Raw genomic sequence first — 15648 nt, 5'->3', positions numbered from 1 at the left:
GCCCAGTGCCGGAGGGCCCAGTGCCAGAGAGTCCAGTGCCAGGGGGTCCGGTGATGCGCATCGACGTGGTCTCGATCTTCCCGGCCTACCTCGACGTCCTCGACCTCTCGCTGGCCGGACGGGCCCGCACCACCGGACTGCTCGACGTCCACGCCCACGACCTGCGCGACTTCACCCACGACCGGCACCGCACCGTCGACGACACGCCCTACGGTGGCGGTGCTGGCATGGTCATGCGACCCGAGCCGTGGGGCGAGGCCCTGGACGCGGTGACCAGTGACGCGGCCGTCGTCATCGTCCCCACCCCGTCGGGCCGCCGTTTCACCCAGCGCGACGCCGAGCGGCTCGCGACCGAGTCGCACCTGGTGTTCGCCTGTGGCCGCTACGAGGGCATCGACCAACGCGTCATCGACCACGCCACCGCCCACTGGCGGGTCGAGGAGGTCTCACTCGGCGACTTCGTCCTCAACGGGGGAGAGGTGGCCGCTCTGGCCGTCATCGAGGCCGTCGTGCGCCTGCTCCCGGGATTCATGGGAAATCCCGACTCGCTCGCCGAGGAGTCCCACGGCCCCGACGGCCTCCTGGAGTACCCCGTCTACACCAAGCCCGCCAGCTGGCGCGGGCTCGAGGTGCCCGACGTCCTGCGCTCCGGCGACCACGGCGCGATCGCACGCTGGCGCCGCCAGCAGGCCGAGCAGCGCACCGCCGCACGGCGCCCGACACGTTGATTTAACGAGCACGGTCAGGGCGTAACCTGCCCGACACACACTCGCAAGCCGGTCACAACACCGCAGAACCACACTCACTGGGCAGCACGGCACGTTCGGCAGCAACGGCGCTGCTGGTGCACTCCACTGTTCCCAGAGAGGTTCTTCATGTCCCCCGATATCATCTGGCTGCTGGTGACAGCAGCCTTGGTCCTCTTCATGACGCCGGGCCTGGCGTTCTTCTACGGAGGACTCGTCAAGGCCAAGAGCGTCGTCTCCATGATGATGCTGAGCTTCGGCGCCATGGGCCTGGTCTTCGTCCTGTGGGTCCTCTACGGCAACAACCTCGGCACCATGGACAACGCCGGCATCGGAAAGCTGTACGGCAACCCGTTCTCCGACTTCGGTCTCACCGACATCGCCACCTCGGCACCGGGCGACCTCGCCGGCATCGCGTTCGCCTCGACGTTCGCCGTCATCACCACGGCACTGATCTCCGGCGCCGTCGCCGACCGCGCTCGGTTCTTCCCTTGGCTGCTGTTCGCCGGCCTGTGGGCGACCATCGTCTACTTCCCGACCCAGGGCTGGATCTGGGGTGGCGGCTGGATCGAGAACTTCACCATCGGCGACGCCGTCGTCCTCGACTGGGCCGGCGGCACGGTCGTGCACATCAGCGCCGGCGCCGCCGCCTTCGCCCTCGCGATCGTCCTCGGCAAGCGCAGCGCGGGCTTCAGCAAGGAGGAGGTCGCCCCCCACAACGTGCCCCTGGTGCTCATCGGCGCGTCGATCCTGTGGTTCGGCTGGTTCGGCTTCAACGCCGGTGCGGCCGAGGACGACGGCACGGGTGCGCTGATCTTCATCAACACCGTCCTGGCCCCGGCGGCCGGCATCCTCGGCTTCATCGTCGTGGAGCACTTCAGGGACGGCAAGGCCACCGCTGTTGGCGCTGCCTCCGGCATCGTCGCCGGTCTGGTCGCCATCACCCCCGCGTGCGCCAACCTGACACCGTTGTGGACGATCGTGCTCGGCATCATCGCCGGAGCCGTCTGCTGCTTCGCCATCGACCTCAAGTACAAGCTCGGCTACGACGACTCCCTCGACGTGGTCGGCCTGCACCTGGTCGCCGGCCTGGTCGGCTGCCTCTACCTGGGCTTCTTCGCCACCACCTTCGACCCCGAGGCCGGCACGTTCTCCGACTCGGGCCTGTTCCTCGGGGGCGGCATCGACCAGCTCCTGGTCCAGATCCCGCCGGTGATCGCGGTCATGGCCTACTCGGCCGTCGTCGCCTTCGTGCTCGGCAAGATCATCGACGTCACGATCGGATTCCGCGTGAAGGAGGAGGACGAGGTCGCCGGCATCGACTCGGTGCTGCACGGTGGCGAGGGCTACTCACTCGACTGAGCCGTTTCCCGCCCAGGGCCCGGGACCCCCGCCGGGGGCCCGGCCCTGGGGTGGGTGGCGTGAGCTCGCCGGTGGTGGCGACCTCGGGTCTGGCCCCGGGGTTCTGTTTCCCGCCCACGGCCCGGGACCCCCGCCGGTTCCGTTTCCCGCCCCGCCCTTCCTTTCCTGGCGTCGATTTCTCTCGCCCGTACCGGCTGTGGCAGAATTGCTCCTTGGCGCCGGACGCCTCTGCCACAGGGGAGTTGTCACGCGACGCCGGGGAGTTCCACCCCGAACCACACTTTCTGAACACCGTCGGTGACCTGTGGCACCAGCGAGGAGCAATCATGACCAACGTTGTCGACCAGATCGCGGCGCAGGCCAAGCGCGACGACGTGCCGGACTTCCGTGCCGGCGACACCCTCAAGGTCCACGTCAAGGTGGTCGAGGGCAACCGCTCCCGCGTCCAGGTGTTCCAGGGCGTCTGCATCAAGGTGCAGGGCTCGGGCGTCGGCCGCACCTTCACCGTCCGCAAGGTCAGCTTCGGCGTCGGCGTCGAGCGCACCTTCCCGCTGCACACGCCCGTCATCGACAAGATCGAGGTCGCCACACGAGGCGACGTGCGTCGCGCCAAGCTGTACTACCTGCGCTCCCTGCGCGGCAAGGCCGCCAAGATCAAGGAGAAGCGCGAGGACTGAGCGGCTCGACCGGGTCCTCGGCATGTCCATCGCGTCACGCTGGGCGTCTGCGGCTAGGCTCCCCGGGTGAGCGAGAGTCAGCGAATGGACGTGATCGCGTGAGCGATACCGCCAAGCGCCAGCTTCCTGTCTGGCAGGAGTCCATCCTGCTGGTCGTCACCGCTGTCGTCATGGCGATCATCGTCAAGGCGTTCTTCCTCCAGGCGTTCTACATCCCGTCGGAGTCGATGGAGCCGACGATGCTCGTCGATGACAAGATCCTCGTCCAGAAGGTGTCCTACTGGAGCGGTGATCCCGACCGCGGCGACATCGTGGTCTTCGACGACCCGGGCGGCTGGCTCACCGACACGGAGTCCGGCGAGCCGTCCAACGTCCTGCAGCGCGGGCTGGAGATGATCGGCCTGTTCCCCACGGGCGGCCACCTCATCAAGCGGGTCGTGGGAGTCGGTGGCGACACCGTGCAGTGCTGCGACGAGCAGGGCCGCCTGCAGGTCAACGGCGAGCCCGTCGACGAGCGCTACCTGCTCGACCCCTCCGTCAACGCAGACACGACCTTCGAGGTCGAGGTGCCGGACGGGTACCTGTGGGTGCAGGGCGACAATCGCGGCAACTCCGCCGACTCACGGATGCACCAGGGCGACCCGGGCGGGGGATTCATCGCCACCGAGTCGGTCGTCGGCAAGGCCTGGCTGCGGGTCTGGCCGTTCAAGCGCATCGGGTTCCTGCGCAGTCCCGACACGTTCGAGTCCGTCCCGAGGTCGTGACCAGTCTCGCCTCGGGCCGCACGGTGCGCCGCGACGCGGGCCTGTACGGGTACGAGCGGGCACTGGAGCGTCGCGGCCTTGATCCGGTGGCCGGGGTCGACGAGGCCGGGCGCGGGGCGTGCGCCGGGCCGCTCGTGGCCGCGGCCGTCGTGCTCGAGCGTCCCATCCGTGGCCTCGCGGACTCCAAGCTGTTGACTCCGGCCCAACGGGAAGCATGCTTCGCGCGCATCCATGAGCGGGCGGTCGACGTGTCGGTGGTGGCGATCGCGCCAGGGGAGTGCGACCGGATCGGCCTGCACAAGGCCAACATCGCTGCCCTGCGGCGGGCACTGTGGAAGCTGGAGACGCGCCCCGGCTACGTGCTGACCGACGGGTTCCCGGTCGACGGTCTCGGTGTGCCGGGGCTCGCGGTCTGGAAGGGTGACCGGGTGGCCGCATCGATCGCGGCGGCGTCCGTGGTGGCCAAGGTGACCCGGGACCGGATCATGGTCGAGCTGCACGAGCGGTACCCCGAGTACGACTTCGCGACCCACAAGGGATACAACACGAGCATGCACCAGGCAGCGCTCACCGAGCACGGTCCGTGTCCGGAGCACCGTCTCAGCTACGTCAACGTCCGAGCAGCCATGGAGGGTTCTGCATGAGCGAGCGCCAGCGAGCGAACATTCAGTACATCTCATGCGGTCACGTTCCTATGCTTGTTCTTCTTGAGGGCGTGATCGCATGAGCGAGCGCCAGCGAGCGAACATTCAGTACATCTCATGCGGTCACGTTCCTATGCTTGTTCTTCTTGAGGGCGTGATCGCATGAGCTCAGAGGATCTCGAGCGCTATGAGTCCGAGCAGGAGCTCGCGCTGTACAAGGAGTACCGGGACGTCGTCCGGATCTTCAAGTACGTCGTGGAGACCGACCGACGCTTCTACCTGTGCAACGCCGTGGACGTGAAGGTGCGCTCGGAGACCGGGGATGCCTACTTCGAGGTCACCATGACCGACGCCTGGGTGTGGGACATCTACCGTCCGGCGAGGTTCGCCAAGAACGTCAAGGTGCTGACCTTCAAGGACGTCAACGTCGAGGAGCTGGCCGACTCAGACGTCAAGGTTGCGGACGGGAGCTGAGCAGCGCGGTCTGCAGCTCCTGGGCGAGAACGTCCACGAGGTCCGCGGCCGGCAGTGCGCGGGCGCGGGCCACTCCGGTGCCGGCCCAGTGTGAGCCGAAACCGTCGTCGCCGGCTGCAGCAGCCCCGGCGATGAGAGCCTTGCCGGCCGAGTACGGGTGGGCGAAGGCGGGCGTCTCGGGGCGCCCGGGCCGGTCGACCTCCGTCATGAAGCGGTTCACCACGCCGCGCGCCGGCCGGCCCGAGACCACCCGGGTGATCGCCGTCTGCGACGCGCCCGCGAGCACCCGCCGGTAGCGCTCGTCGGCAGCCGACTCCGGGCACGGCACGAAAGCGGTGCCCAGCTGCGCGGCGCTCGCACCGAGGGAGATCATCCGTGCGACGTCGTCGCCGTCCATCAGCCCTCCGGCCGCGACGACCGGGGTCTGGCTCGACGCGGCCACCGTGGGCACCAGATCGTCGACGCCCACGCCAGGGTCGACGGCAGGATCGAAGACTCCGCGATGGCCGCCGGCCTCCACTCCTTGCGCGACGAGTACGTCGACTCCCGCCGCCAGCGCCTGCTCGGCCTCCTCGACGCACGTGACCGAGGCGAGCACCGTGATCCCGGCGTTGCGTAGGGCGGTGATGCGTTCTGCCGCTGGCAGGCCGAGATGCAGGCTGACCACGTCGGGCCGGTGCTCCAGCAGCAGCTGCAGCTGGGCGAGGTCCTCATCGTCAGTGTCCGGGCGCGGCGCCACCAGGCTCGTGTATCCGTCGGACAGGGCGTCCGGCGTGCCGATCCCGAGCTCTTCGAACCACGGACGCAGGTGGCCGAGCCAGGCGGTGTCGGACTCTGGGTCGTGGGCTGCCGGCCGGTGGCAGAAGACGTTGACGTTGAACGGACGGTCGGTGAGCTCGCGGGTGCGCTCGATCATGGTGCCCGCCTGCTGCAGCGACGAGCTTGCGATCGAGATCGAGCCGAGCGCGCCGGCGCTGCTCACGGCGGCCGCCAGCTCCGGGGTGGCGGTCCCGGCCATGGGCGCCTGGATGATCGGGTGACGCACGCCGAGGTCACGCCACCACGCCGAGCCGGGGATCGAGGTCGGGTCCGACGTCTGGTGTGCGCTCATCGTCGACTCCTCCTGGTCACCGTGCTCCCGGGGTGGGAGACGCTTTTCGTCCACAGCCACGTCCCGGAACGGGAGGTTCCCACAGCATCGCAGACGAGGGCCGCCGCGACGCTGCAGGTCCACCGAGGCTTGGACCATGACGTACGCCCGCAACCACGCCCTCGGCCGCTACGGCGAGCAGGTCGCTGCCAGCCACCTGGAGTCGCTCGGCATGACGGTCATCGAGCGCAACTGGACCAGTCGGTACGGCGAGATCGACATCATCGCCCGCGACGGCACGACGCTCGTGGTGTGCGAGGTCAAGACACGCACCGGGAGCGCCTACGGCTCCCCGCTGGAGGCGGTGACGTCGCACAAGGCAGCCCGGTTGAGACGACTCGCGGCGCACTGGCTGGAGGTCCACGACGTCGAGCCGCCCGCTCTGCGCATCGACGTCGTCGCTGTCACGGTGCCACGACGGGGCGCCGCACGGGTCGAACGCATCAGCGGGGTGGCCTGACATGGCGGGCGTGGCGCACTCCGTGGCCCTGGAGGGGCTCGTGGGCCGGCCCGTGGAGGTGGAGGTCGACGTCAGCTCCGGCATGCCGGGCACGATCGTCGTCGGCCTGGGCGACACGATCGTCAGCGAGGCGCGCGAGCGTGTCCGGGCGGCGGTCATCAACTCGGGGACCTCCTGGCCCGACCACCGGGTCGCCATCAACCTCGCGCCCAGCACGCTGCCCAAGAGTGGCTCCCACTACGACCTCGCCATGGCACTCGCGGTCTTCGCCGCCAAACGGGTGATCGCCTCCGAGCTGCTCGCCACGACGGCATACGTAGGCGAGCTGGCCCTGGATGGTCGGCTCCGCGCGGTCCGTGGGGTGCTGCCGGCGACGCTGGCCGCAGCGGAGGCCGGCTTCGCCACGATCGTCGTGCCGGAGGTGAACGCGCCGGAGGCCCGGCTCGTCCCCGGCATCGACGTGGTCGGTGCTCGGTCCCTCCGTCACTGTCTGGCGATGCTCACGGGCGAACCGGAGCCCGACGACCCGGTCGTGCCACCCCTGGACGACGCGTCCGGCACGGCCGCCTGGGGCGGTGCCGGACGACACGGCGAGCTCGACCTTGCGGACGTGGCAGGTCAGGAGGACAGCCGCACCGCCGTCATCGTCGCTGCGGCCGGTGGACACCACGTGCTCATGACCGGTCCGCCGGGGATCGGCAAGACGATGCTCGCGCAGCGACTGCCGGGACTGCTCCCGGATCTGGACCACGGGCAGGCGCTGGAGGTCAGCGCCGTGCACTCACTGGCCGGTGTGCTGCCGGCGGACGCTCCGCTCGTGCGGCGCCCGCCGTTCGTCGACCCGCACCACACGGCCACGGCCGTCGCCATCGTCGGCGGAGGGACGCGGGGCATCAGACCCGGTGCCCTCTCGGTCGCGCACCGCGGCGTCCTCTTCCTCGACGAGGCGCCGGAGTTCGCCTCCAACGTGCTCGACGCCCTGCGACAACCCCTTGAGAGCGGCCACGTGGTGGTCTCCCGATCGGCGCAGACGGCGATGTTCCCGGCCCGGTTCCAGCTGGTGCTCGCCGCCAACCCGTGCCCGTGTGGTCAGGGCGGCTCGGTCGCGGAGCAGTGCGACTGCACGCCGCTCATGCGACGCCGCTACCGCGACCGCATCTCCGGGCCGGTGCGCGACCGGATCGACATCCACCGCACTCTCGTGCCGCCCACCCGGCCCGCGCTGGCCCAGGCGATCGGCGGTGGGAGGTCAACGGCTGATCTCGCGCCGCTCGTCGCCGAGGCGAGGAGGCGGCAGGCCGAACGACTCGCGGACACGCCGTGGACGCTCAACACCGATATCCCCGGGGTTGACCTGCGCAAGCACTGGCCGGTCACGGACGCGGGCCGCGCCCTGGTCGAGGCCCAGCTCAACGCGCGCAAGCTCTCCGCACGCTCGGCCGATCGCATCTTGAGGGTCGCCTGGACGGTCTCGGACCTGCGAGGACACGATCGGCCGGACGGCGACGACGTCGACCTGGCACTCGCGCTGCGGCGCGGGACGCCTCTGGGCAGCGGGTTGCGTGACGTCGTGGGGGAGGCGTCATGAACGAGCGTCAGCCGGTGAACAGCGGACACTTCAAGCGGGCACGTTCCCACCATGGGCCTTTCGAGGGCGTGGCGCAGTGAGCGAGGCGGACGACCGGCTCCGGCTGTCCCTGCTGACCGAGCCCGGCGACCCGCGGCTGGGGATCCTGCTGCGCGACGTCGAGCCTGGCGAGCTCGTCGCAGCCATCCTGCGCGGGGGCAGCTCCATTCCGGGGCCCTGGCGCGAGCGGACCGCCACCCTGGATGCGCGGGTGGATCGGGTGAAGGCACGCGTCGAGGAGCACGGACTGCGCTGGGTCGTCCCCGGGTCACGGGAGTGGCCGTGCGCCCTCGACGACCTGGCCCACGTGGAGGCCGCGCAGGACGCCGGCGGCCCGCCGGTGGGTCTGTGGATCAGGGGTGGCGGGCGTCTGGCCGCCCTGGCCGAGCGGTCCCTCGCGGTGGTCGGCGCCCGGGACTGCACCGCCTACGGCACCGAGGTGGCCTCGGAGATCGCAGCCGATGCGGCGGATGCGGGAGTTACCGTGGTCAGCGGTGCGGCGTTCGGCGTCGATGCCGCGGCCCATCGGGGTGCCCTCGCGCTCGGCGGCGCGTCGATCGCCGTCCTGGCCTGCGGTGCGGACCTGGACTATCCCAGGGCCAATGCCGCGCTGCTGACCCGGATCGCCGAGGAGGGGCTGGTCGTGAGCGAGCAGCCGCCGGGCCAGACACCCACCAAGTCCCGCTTCCTGTCCCGCAACCGGCTGATCGCCGCGTTGGCCGGTGGGACGCTCGTCGTCGAGGCTGCTCGGCGCAGTGGTGCCCTCAACACGCTGCGCTGGTCCGACGCCCTCGGACGTGCCTGCATGGCGGTGCCCGGCCCGGTCACGTCCCAGCAGTCCGCCGGTTGCCACCGCGCGGTCAGGGACGGCAAGGCGGTACTCGTGACGGAGGGCCGGGACGTCCTCGCCGAGCTGGCCGGTCCCGGAGCCCTGTCCGAGCCGGAGCCCGGGGGAGCGGCCACCGAGTTCGACCAGCTGCCCGCCGACGCGCGACGAGTCCTCGACGCCCTGCAGTGGCGTGAGGTGTTGACTGTCCGAGGGGTGGCCGATCGTGCCGGTCTCACGACGCGGGAGGCCGGCAGGTGTCTGAAGCAGCTTCAGCGTCGCGGTCTTGCCGAGAGCACCGTGGGTGGCTGGCTGCTGGCACGCCGGGCCGACATCGGATGAGCGCTGCCGTCCCGCCGGGGGCTCATGGTGTGCGTCGGTGCGGCGTGGCTCGGTGCTCGCAGGCCGAGGAGCCTGCACAGTGGTGTCCGTGGACGTCCCCGAGGTGTGGTCGCAGGCGCTGGGCGCCTTCGAGGAGCACCTGCGTCATCAACGCGGGCTGTCCGAGCACACGGTCCGCGCCTACCTCACCGACCTCACGACGTTGGCCGAGCACAGCGCCCGGCTGGGCATCGACGATCCGAGCGACCTCACGCTGCGCTCCTTGCGCAGTCACCTCGCCACCCAGCAGACCCTCGGCCGTGCTCGCACGACCCTCGCGCGGCGGGCCACCTCCACGCGGGTCTTCACGGCCTGGCTGGTGCGCACCGGTCGAGCCCAGTCCGACGCGGGGGCACTGCTGGCGAGCCCCAAGGCGCATCGCGAGCTGCCCACGGCACTGAGCCGGGCGGACGTCCGGCAGCTCCTGGAGGCCACCGCCGCGGCGATCACCGACGACGGACCGGTGGCGCTGCGTGACCTCGCGCTGCTCGAGCTGCTCTATGCCACCGGTATCCGGGTGGGCGAGCTGTGCGGTCTGGACGTCGACGACGTCGACTCTGAGCGCCGCATCGTCCGGGTGATGGGCAAGGGGCGCAAGGAGCGCGCTGTGCCCTTCGGGGCTCCCGCGGCGGACGCACTGCAGCGCTGGGTGCAGGACGGGCGGCCGGCACTTGCCCAGCGCAGGACCACCGGCGGGGGTGCCGGGCCGCGGGCGGCGGACAGGAACACTGCCGCGCTCTGGCTCGGTGTGCGTGGTGGGCGACTGGACCAGCGTGCGGCCCGCCGGATCGTCCACGAGCGCCTGGCGGCGGTCGACGGAGCGCCCGACCTCGGCCCCCACGGGCTGCGCCACAGTGCTGCCACCCACCTGCTCGAGGGAGGGGCGGACCTGCGCAGTGTCCAGGAGATCCTCGGCCACGCCTCGCTGGGGACCACGCAGATCTACACCCACGTCAGCTCCGAGCGACTGCGCGCCGCGTACCGACAGGCTCATCCGCGCGCGTGACTCGACGGCCGCGCGGCCGCGGCCGCGCTCAGCTCGCGGTGCGGTGGACGAAGTCCTCCAGGGAGACGGTCAGCTCATCGCGGTTCTCGCGGTACCGCATGCAGTACGAGGTGGGGTACCAGCCGTCCGCCTGCCAGGCCCCCGGCTGCTTGATCGGCTCGCACCCGCTCTCCTGGTCGCCGTCGGCCAGCCCCTGGAGCCACTCGTGCGTGATCATCGGTTCGTGGAAGGTGACCTCCCCGTCCCACGTGCCGTAGATGAAGGCATGGGTGAACCGTTCACCGTGGTGCTCCGGGCCGGTGAGGTCGATGAGATGGTTGCCCATCGCCGGCTCGAGCGCATCGAGGTCCTCGTGGTCCTCGGTGAGGTACTTGGCGGCGGGCAGGTTCTTGCCCAGCTCGTAGTCGTCACAGCTCACCAGGGCCTCGCACGGTCCGGGCCGGATGGCCAGCCGTTCCTCGTCGGGGTTGGTGTAGAAGTGCACGTCGAAGTGCGGCAGGTCGTACACCCCGGGTGGCATGTGACCGTGCGGGTTCCAGTTGTTCAGCACGTAGGTGAACGGCAGGCCGGCTTCTTCCACAGCGTCCGCATCGAGGTCGAGGGCGTCCTCGTACCCGCCCGCGCACTCGGTCATCGGGTCGACGGTGCCGTCCCCGTCCTTGTCGTAGCACCAGCGTCCCTCGGTGGGTGGGTCGTGAGGGAGCCCGTCGAGCACGTCGGTCTCGAGGACGAGCCCGACCGCCTCGGGTTCGCCCCTCTCGGCCTGGGAGTAGGCGGTCATCGTGCCGTTGCCCCGTTCCGCCGACTCGCCGTAGTCCGCGCACGGCCCCCGGTAGGACCGCGTGGCCGAGAGCACCTTCTCCACGGCCGGCTCGGGGACCGGGACGGTCATCTCGACCTCGGACGGCGTCGAGAGCACCAGGCAGAGGGTCACCGTGGATCCCCTGTCGGCCGTGCTGCCCATGGACACCGCGGGGGTGGTGAACCCGGTCAGGGCGAGCACCACGGCGGTGAGCACCAGCGTGCGTGCGCGTCGGGACACGATCTGCTCCTCACTGCTTGAGAACGTCTCGCTGAGTGTGGTCGCGGCCGCTGTCCTCCCGCTGGCACGGGAGCGACAGCGGTGTGACAGCGCGAGGACAGCGACGTTCGTAGCGTCGGTCGTGATCTGGGCATCGACGATGAGGAGAGGACGACGGCATGAGCGAGTACGTACTGGACTCGGCCACGGACCTGGGGCGACAGCAGCTCGGACACCTCGAGCGGTTGCTGGACGAGCAGACGACGAGCTTCATCGGTGCGGTGGCGGCCCGACCCGGACACCATTGCCTCGACGTCGGTTCGGGCGGCGGGGCCGTCGCCCGGTGGATGGCGGGGCGGGTCGCGCCCACCGGGAGCGTCGTGGCCGTGGACGTCGAGGACACCCACCTCGACGTGCCCGAGGACGTGACGGTGTACCGGCACGACATCAACGACGGGCTGCCCGTCGCCGGTCCTTTCGATGTCGTTCACACACGCCTGCTGTTGATGCACCTGGCCCGTCGCCGCGAGATCCTCGCCGAGCTGGCCGGTGCTCTCGCACCGGGTGGCTGGCTGGTCGTCGGCGACTACGTCTTCTCCGGCGACGTACGGGTGCTGTCCGCCCCGTCAGCCGCCGACGAGGAGCTGTTCCGACGAATCATCCTCACCACGATCGACCAGGTGGGCAGACCGGGCGGAATCGACTACGGGTGGGGCGACGAGATCGACGCCGAGCTGGGGACGGTCGGGCTGAGTGATGTCGACACCATCGAGTATGCCCACACCGCCGACGGCGGCCGCGACGGCATGTTGCTGTACGGCAACTACATCGCACAGGTCGAGGAGCCGCTGCGGTCACTCGGCGTCAGCGACGCCGAGCTCAGACGGTTCCAGGAGCTCGTGCGTGACCCCCGCATGCGGGCGTGGTTCTTCCGCTTCGTGTGCAGCAGGGGCCGTGCCACCTGAGGCATCACCTGAGACCCGTTGTGCGAGAGCGGCCGGGCCCCGATAATGGCGGGCTCGGGGTGATGTGTGGTGCAGTTCGAGGTGCTCGGCCCGATGCGGGTCGGGGGAGAAGCGCAGACGACGCGGCTGGAAGGACGCTTGCGGCAGGGGCTGCTGGCCGTGTTGCTCTCGCGGGCCAACACGCCGGTGCCGGCCGAGGAGCTGCTCGAGTCGCTGTGGGGTCCGGAACCGGACGCGAGCCTCGGGCGGCTCCAGACCACCGTGCACAAGCTCCGCAAGGCGCTCGGTGAGCCCGATCGGGTGATCTTCGGGCCCGGTGGCTACCTGATCCAGGTCCATGCCGGAGAGCTCGATGCGCAACGGTTCGACCACCTGCTCGGGGAGGCCGCCGATGCCGCGGACCCACGGCGTCGTGCCTCGCTGCTGCGCGAGTCGCTCTCCCTGTGGCGGGGCGAGCCCTACCAGGGCATCGACGTCGCAGCGCTGGTGTCGGAGACCCAGCGTCTGACCGAACGGCGGCTCACGGCGCTGGAGGACCTGTACGCCGCCGAGCTCGAGGCCGGTGAGGACGGCGCGATCGTGCCGGAGCTGAGCGACGTGGTGCGTCGCCACCCGCTGCGTGAACGCCTGCAGGGACTGCTGATGACCGCGCTGTACCGCAGTGGGCGGCGTGCCGACGCCCTCGCGACCTACCGGCGGGCGCAGCGCACCTTGGCCGAGGAGCTCGGGCTGGAGCCGGGACACCAGCTGCGGGAGCTCGAGCGGCTCGTCCTCGCCGGTGAACCGGACCCGCGGCAGCCCGTCGTGGGACACACGCCCCGCCCCGCACAGCTACCTCATGACCCACCGGGCTTCGTGGGGCGTCAGGACCTGCTCGCCGAGCTCGATCGACCAGATGCGGACGGCCCGGCCCGGCTGACGACGGTCACCGGGACGGCCGGAGTCGGCAAGACGGCCCTGGTCACCCACTGGGCGCACCGGGTCCGCGACCGGTTCGAGGACGGACAGCTCTTCGTCGACCTGCACGGTCACGGACCGGACGCCCCCTTGCCACCGGCCGACGTGCTCGTCGCCTTTCTCCAGGCCATGGGAGCTGACGAGGCGCGCATTCCTCGGGACGAGGCGCAGCGGGCGGCGTTGTTTCGCACCATGACCGACGGCAAACGGATGCTCCTGGTGCTGGACAACGCGGCCGATGAGAGCCAGGTCCGTCCGCTGCTGCCCGGCTCGCGGACCTGCTGTGTGGTCATCACCAGCCGGGACTCCCTCAGCGGCCTGATCGCGCGGGACGGCGCGCACCGCGTCGAGGTCGACCCGTTGACGCACGACGAGGCACACCGGCTGCTGGTCGGCCGGCTCGGGCAGCGTGAGCCGGACGATGGTGCGGTGGGTGAGCTCATCGAGCGCTGTGCGCGGCTGCCGCTGGCCCTGCTGGTCGCCGCCGAGCGGGTTGCCGGCCAGCCGTCGCGGCCGGTCAGCGACCTCGTGGCGCAGCTGCGTGGTGCGGCCGGCGGGCTGGACGTCCTCGACGGCGGCGACGAGCGCACCTCGGTCAGGGCGGTGCTGTCCTGGTCGTACCGACGCCTCACGTCCGATGCCGCACGGCTCTTTCGCCGCACCGGGTTCCACTGCATGCATCCGGGTCACCACATGGACGTGCACGCCGCGTGTGCGGCCCTGGACACCGATGACGTCGCCGCTGCAGGGCGGGCGCTGGCCGCGCTCGAGCGCAGCCACCTGGTGGAGTCCGCGGGTGCCGGTCGCTACCGGATGCACAACCTGCTGCACGCGTACGCTCGCGAGCTCGGTGAGAGTGAGGAGGACGGCGAGGCGACCATCGCCCGACTCCTCGGCTACATGCTCAGCACCACCATCGAGGCGATGAGGAGCCTGGAGCCTCGCGAGGTCGAGCCCCGTGCCGAGATCGTGGTCCCGGCCGTCGCGCCGACCCTGTGCGAGCCGGAGGTCGCGAGGCGGTGGCTCGAGGCCCATCTCGCCTCGGTGCTGTGCTTGTCCGAGTACACCGCCGCCCAGGGCTGGCACGGTCTTGCGATCGACGTGTCCACGACGCTGTGGCGCCATCTCGACCTGCATGGCCACCTCGACGCGGCCCGCCAGGTGCACGCCCGGGCCAGGGCGGCGGCGCGCCATCTCGGTGATCGTGTCGCCGAGGGCGTGGCCGTGCGTGGTCTGGGCCTGGTCGAGCTGCGGCGGGGGAACCTCGGCGCCGCGGAGCGGCACCTGCTGGAGTCGTGCGAGCTGCACGACGGACCCGCCCACCGCCTGCTGCGGGCGACCACGACCGGCCACCTGGTGGCCGTGCACGTGCGTGCCGGAGCGGACGATGCTGTGTTGCGCACCCTGCAGCAAGCGCGGGAGCTGCACGCCGCAGCCGTGAGCAGTCGCTGGCAGGCCGTGGCGCTGATCGACCTCGCCGAGGTGAGCGCGGACGCCGGAGAGATCGCCACTGCTATCGACGTCCTGCGGCAGGCCGCGGAGGTGGCCGATCGCACCGGTGCCCCCGAGCTCGCTGCCACGGCGTTCGAGCTGCTGGAGAGGGTGGGGGAGCAAGGCCACCCCGCGTCCGCGCGCGTCTGAGCGGCAGTGTTCAGAGCACGGACAGCGGATCGATCGGTCGACCGTCGCGCTCGACCATGAAGTGCAGGTGGCACCCGGTGGACAACCCCGTGGTGCCGACCTGTCCCAGGACCTGTCCGGACCGCACGCGATCTCCCACGGACACGGAGTACCCCGACAGGTGGGTGTATCCGGTGCGCAGTCCGGTGTCGTGCTCCAGGATCACCCGGAGTCCGTACGCGGGATGTGCCTCCCGTAGGACGACCGTGCCGGCGGCCGCCGCGTGGACCGGGGTGCCACACGCGGCCCCGAAGTCCGTGCCGTCGTGCAGCTTGCGCACCCCGGTGACGGGATGCACCCGCATGCCGAAGGCCGACGTGACCGGACCTCCCACCGGTCGGGACAACGAACCGTCCCCACCGGCGGAGGGCTGCGGCAGCGGACCGTCGGGATCGAGGAGACGGAACCGGTGACCGTCACGCAGCCGCTCGCGGGGGTCGAGGTAGTCATCGCCTGCGAGCCGCCCAAGATGCAGGCAGGCGTTGGAGCAGTGCGAGCCGGGGCGGTCGAGCAGACCGAGGACCTGACCGGCATCGACGGCATCGCCCTTGCGGACCCGGCGTTCGACCACCGGCTGGTAGGTGGAGCGTTCCGCGCCGTGCGAGACCGTCACCACGCCGACGCCGGCGACCTCCCCGGAGAACGTCACCCGTCCCGGTGCCACGGAGCGCACTGTGTCACCGGTGGCGCCCGGGAGGTCGATGCCCCGGTGCCCGGCGCCGTAGGGGGAGTCCGGCAGGTCGAAGTCGCGCGCCACCGAGCGTTCGCCGAGCGGCCACGACCAGGTGCCGTCGTCGGCGCTGGCGGCCGCGGGCAGGGCGCTGAGGAGGACTCCCGCCACAAGGACCGGGACGAGCCTGCGCGAGGGACGGAGCGGGGGCCTGGATGACATGCCTCGAGCCAACCGC

At 70.9% G+C, this 15648-nt stretch carries 15 protein-coding genes; 12 read left to right on the top strand and 3 right to left on the bottom strand.

The genetic code is table 11. The annotated features are described in order from the left end of the window. Positions 1 to 53: 53 nt before the first annotated feature. The 6 genes from trmD (at position 54) to ACEVFP_RS11640 (ending at position 4667) form a co-directional block, all read left to right on the top strand. On the top strand, positions 54 to 728 hold the full coding sequence (gene trmD, locus ACEVFP_RS11665) for a tRNA (guanosine(37)-N1)-methyltransferase TrmD (protein ID WP_374999634.1): 675 nt from the start codon (positions 54 to 56) through the stop codon (positions 726 to 728). Between the two features lie 147 nt (positions 729 to 875). Next, positions 876 to 2108 carry an ammonium transporter gene (locus ACEVFP_RS11660; RefSeq protein WP_374999633.1) on the top strand — a complete coding sequence of 411 codons (1233 nt, stop codon included), beginning with the start codon at positions 876 to 878 and terminating at the stop codon, positions 2106 to 2108. 326 nt (positions 2109 to 2434) lie between these two features. Then, positions 2435 to 2785, top strand: a complete 351-nt coding sequence (rplS, locus tag ACEVFP_RS11655; protein ID WP_374999632.1) for a 50S ribosomal protein L19 — start codon at positions 2435 to 2437, stop codon at positions 2783 to 2785. A gap of 98 nt (positions 2786 to 2883) precedes the next feature. Beyond that, the gene (lepB, locus tag ACEVFP_RS11650) at positions 2884 to 3549 is read left to right on the top strand and encodes a signal peptidase I (RefSeq protein WP_374999631.1); all 666 of its coding nucleotides are present in this window, start codon (positions 2884 to 2886) and stop codon (positions 3547 to 3549) included. Continuing rightward, positions 3546 to 4193, top strand: coding sequence for a ribonuclease HII (locus ACEVFP_RS11645; protein ID WP_374999630.1), 648 nt, complete (start codon positions 3546 to 3548; stop codon positions 4191 to 4193). The genes lepB and ACEVFP_RS11645 overlap by 4 nt, the downstream gene beginning before the upstream one ends. Before the next feature lie 162 nt (positions 4194 to 4355). Continuing rightward, entirely contained in the window at positions 4356 to 4667 is a 312-nt protein-coding gene (locus ACEVFP_RS11640) for a DUF2469 domain-containing protein (protein WP_374999629.1), read from the top strand. Here ACEVFP_RS11640 and ACEVFP_RS11635 read toward each other — a convergent pair. Next, entirely contained in the window at positions 4645 to 5778 is a 1134-nt protein-coding gene (locus tag ACEVFP_RS11635; RefSeq protein ID WP_374999628.1) for an NAD(P)H-dependent flavin oxidoreductase, read from the bottom strand. The two genes, ACEVFP_RS11640 and ACEVFP_RS11635, sit on opposite strands and share 23 nt — an antisense overlap. A gap of 136 nt (positions 5779 to 5914) precedes the next feature. Here ACEVFP_RS11635 and ACEVFP_RS11630 point away from each other — a divergent pair, with 136 nt between their 5' ends. The 4 genes from ACEVFP_RS11630 (at position 5915) to ACEVFP_RS11615 (ending at position 10117) form a co-directional block, all read left to right on the top strand. After that, the gene (locus ACEVFP_RS11630) at positions 5915 to 6277 is read left to right on the top strand and encodes a YraN family protein (protein ID WP_374999627.1); all 363 of its coding nucleotides are present in this window, start codon (positions 5915 to 5917) and stop codon (positions 6275 to 6277) included. 1 nt (position 6278) lies between these two features. Further along, positions 6279 to 7865, top strand: a complete 1587-nt coding sequence (locus tag ACEVFP_RS11625; protein WP_374999626.1) for a YifB family Mg chelatase-like AAA ATPase — start codon at positions 6279 to 6281, stop codon at positions 7863 to 7865. Positions 7866 to 7941: 76 nt separating this feature from the next. Next, on the top strand, positions 7942 to 9072 hold the full coding sequence (dprA, locus tag ACEVFP_RS11620; protein WP_374999625.1) for a DNA-processing protein DprA: 1131 nt from the start codon (positions 7942 to 7944) through the stop codon (positions 9070 to 9072). Positions 9073 to 9151: 79 nt separating this feature from the next. After that, positions 9152 to 10117, top strand: coding sequence for a tyrosine recombinase XerC (locus ACEVFP_RS11615; protein WP_374999624.1), 966 nt, complete (start codon positions 9152 to 9154; stop codon positions 10115 to 10117). A gap of 28 nt (positions 10118 to 10145) precedes the next feature. Here ACEVFP_RS11615 and ACEVFP_RS11610 read toward each other — a convergent pair whose 3' ends face one another. Next, positions 10146 to 11159, bottom strand: a complete 1014-nt coding sequence (locus ACEVFP_RS11610) for a hypothetical protein (protein ID WP_374999623.1) — start codon at positions 11157 to 11159, stop codon at positions 10146 to 10148. Positions 11160 to 11317: 158 nt separating this feature from the next. Between ACEVFP_RS11610 and ACEVFP_RS11605 the strand changes: the two genes are divergently transcribed. Together ACEVFP_RS11605 and ACEVFP_RS11600 are read left to right on the top strand one after the other, a co-directional pair. After that, a complete protein-coding gene (locus tag ACEVFP_RS11605; RefSeq protein ID WP_374999622.1) occupies positions 11318 to 12103 on the top strand; it encodes a class I SAM-dependent methyltransferase in 786 nt (261 codons plus the stop codon). 66 nt (positions 12104 to 12169) lie between these two features. Further along, the gene (locus ACEVFP_RS11600; RefSeq protein ID WP_374999621.1) at positions 12170 to 14701 is read left to right on the top strand and encodes a BTAD domain-containing putative transcriptional regulator; all 2532 of its coding nucleotides are present in this window, start codon (positions 12170 to 12172) and stop codon (positions 14699 to 14701) included. Between the two features lie 10 nt (positions 14702 to 14711). Here ACEVFP_RS11600 and ACEVFP_RS11595 read toward each other — a convergent pair whose 3' ends face one another. After that, positions 14712 to 15632: a peptidoglycan DD-metalloendopeptidase family protein gene (locus ACEVFP_RS11595; protein WP_374999620.1), complete on the bottom strand. Its 921-nt coding sequence runs from the start codon at positions 15630 to 15632 to the stop codon at positions 14712 to 14714. Positions 15633 to 15648: the final 16 nt, after the last annotated feature.

It is taken from the genome of Aeromicrobium sp. CTD01-1L150, assembly GCF_041951745.1.
Lineage (GTDB): Bacteria > Actinomycetota > Actinomycetes > Propionibacteriales > Nocardioidaceae > Aeromicrobium.
The sequence above is the reverse complement of the archived record's forward strand: the minus strand, read 5'-3'. Positions and strand labels throughout refer to the sequence as shown.

What these genes read in the sequence shown, in the direction of transcription:
- trmD (WP_374999634.1), top strand. Translation starts at nt 54, where the DNA reads ATGCGCATCGACGTGGTCTCGATCTTCCCGGCCTACCTCGACGTCCTC.
- ACEVFP_RS11660 (WP_374999633.1), top strand. Translation starts at nt 876, where the DNA reads ATGTCCCCCGATATCATCTGGCTGCTGGTGACAGCAGCCTTGGTCCTC.
- rplS (WP_374999632.1), top strand. Translation starts at nt 2,435, where the DNA reads ATGACCAACGTTGTCGACCAGATCGCGGCGCAGGCCAAGCGCGACGAC.
- ACEVFP_RS11640 (WP_374999629.1), top strand. Translation starts at nt 4,356, where the DNA reads ATGAGCTCAGAGGATCTCGAGCGCTATGAGTCCGAGCAGGAGCTCGCG.
- ACEVFP_RS11635 (WP_374999628.1), bottom strand. Translation starts at nt 5,778, where the DNA reads ATGAGCGCACACCAGACGTCGGACCCGACCTCGATCCCCGGCTCGGCG.
- ACEVFP_RS11630 (WP_374999627.1), top strand. Translation starts at nt 5,915, where the DNA reads ATGACGTACGCCCGCAACCACGCCCTCGGCCGCTACGGCGAGCAGGTC.
- ACEVFP_RS11625 (WP_374999626.1), top strand. Translation starts at nt 6,279, where the DNA reads ATGGCGGGCGTGGCGCACTCCGTGGCCCTGGAGGGGCTCGTGGGCCGG.
- ACEVFP_RS11605 (WP_374999622.1), top strand. Translation starts at nt 11,318, where the DNA reads ATGAGCGAGTACGTACTGGACTCGGCCACGGACCTGGGGCGACAGCAG.
- ACEVFP_RS11595 (WP_374999620.1), bottom strand. Translation starts at nt 15,632, where the DNA reads ATGTCATCCAGGCCCCCGCTCCGTCCCTCGCGCAGGCTCGTCCCGGTC.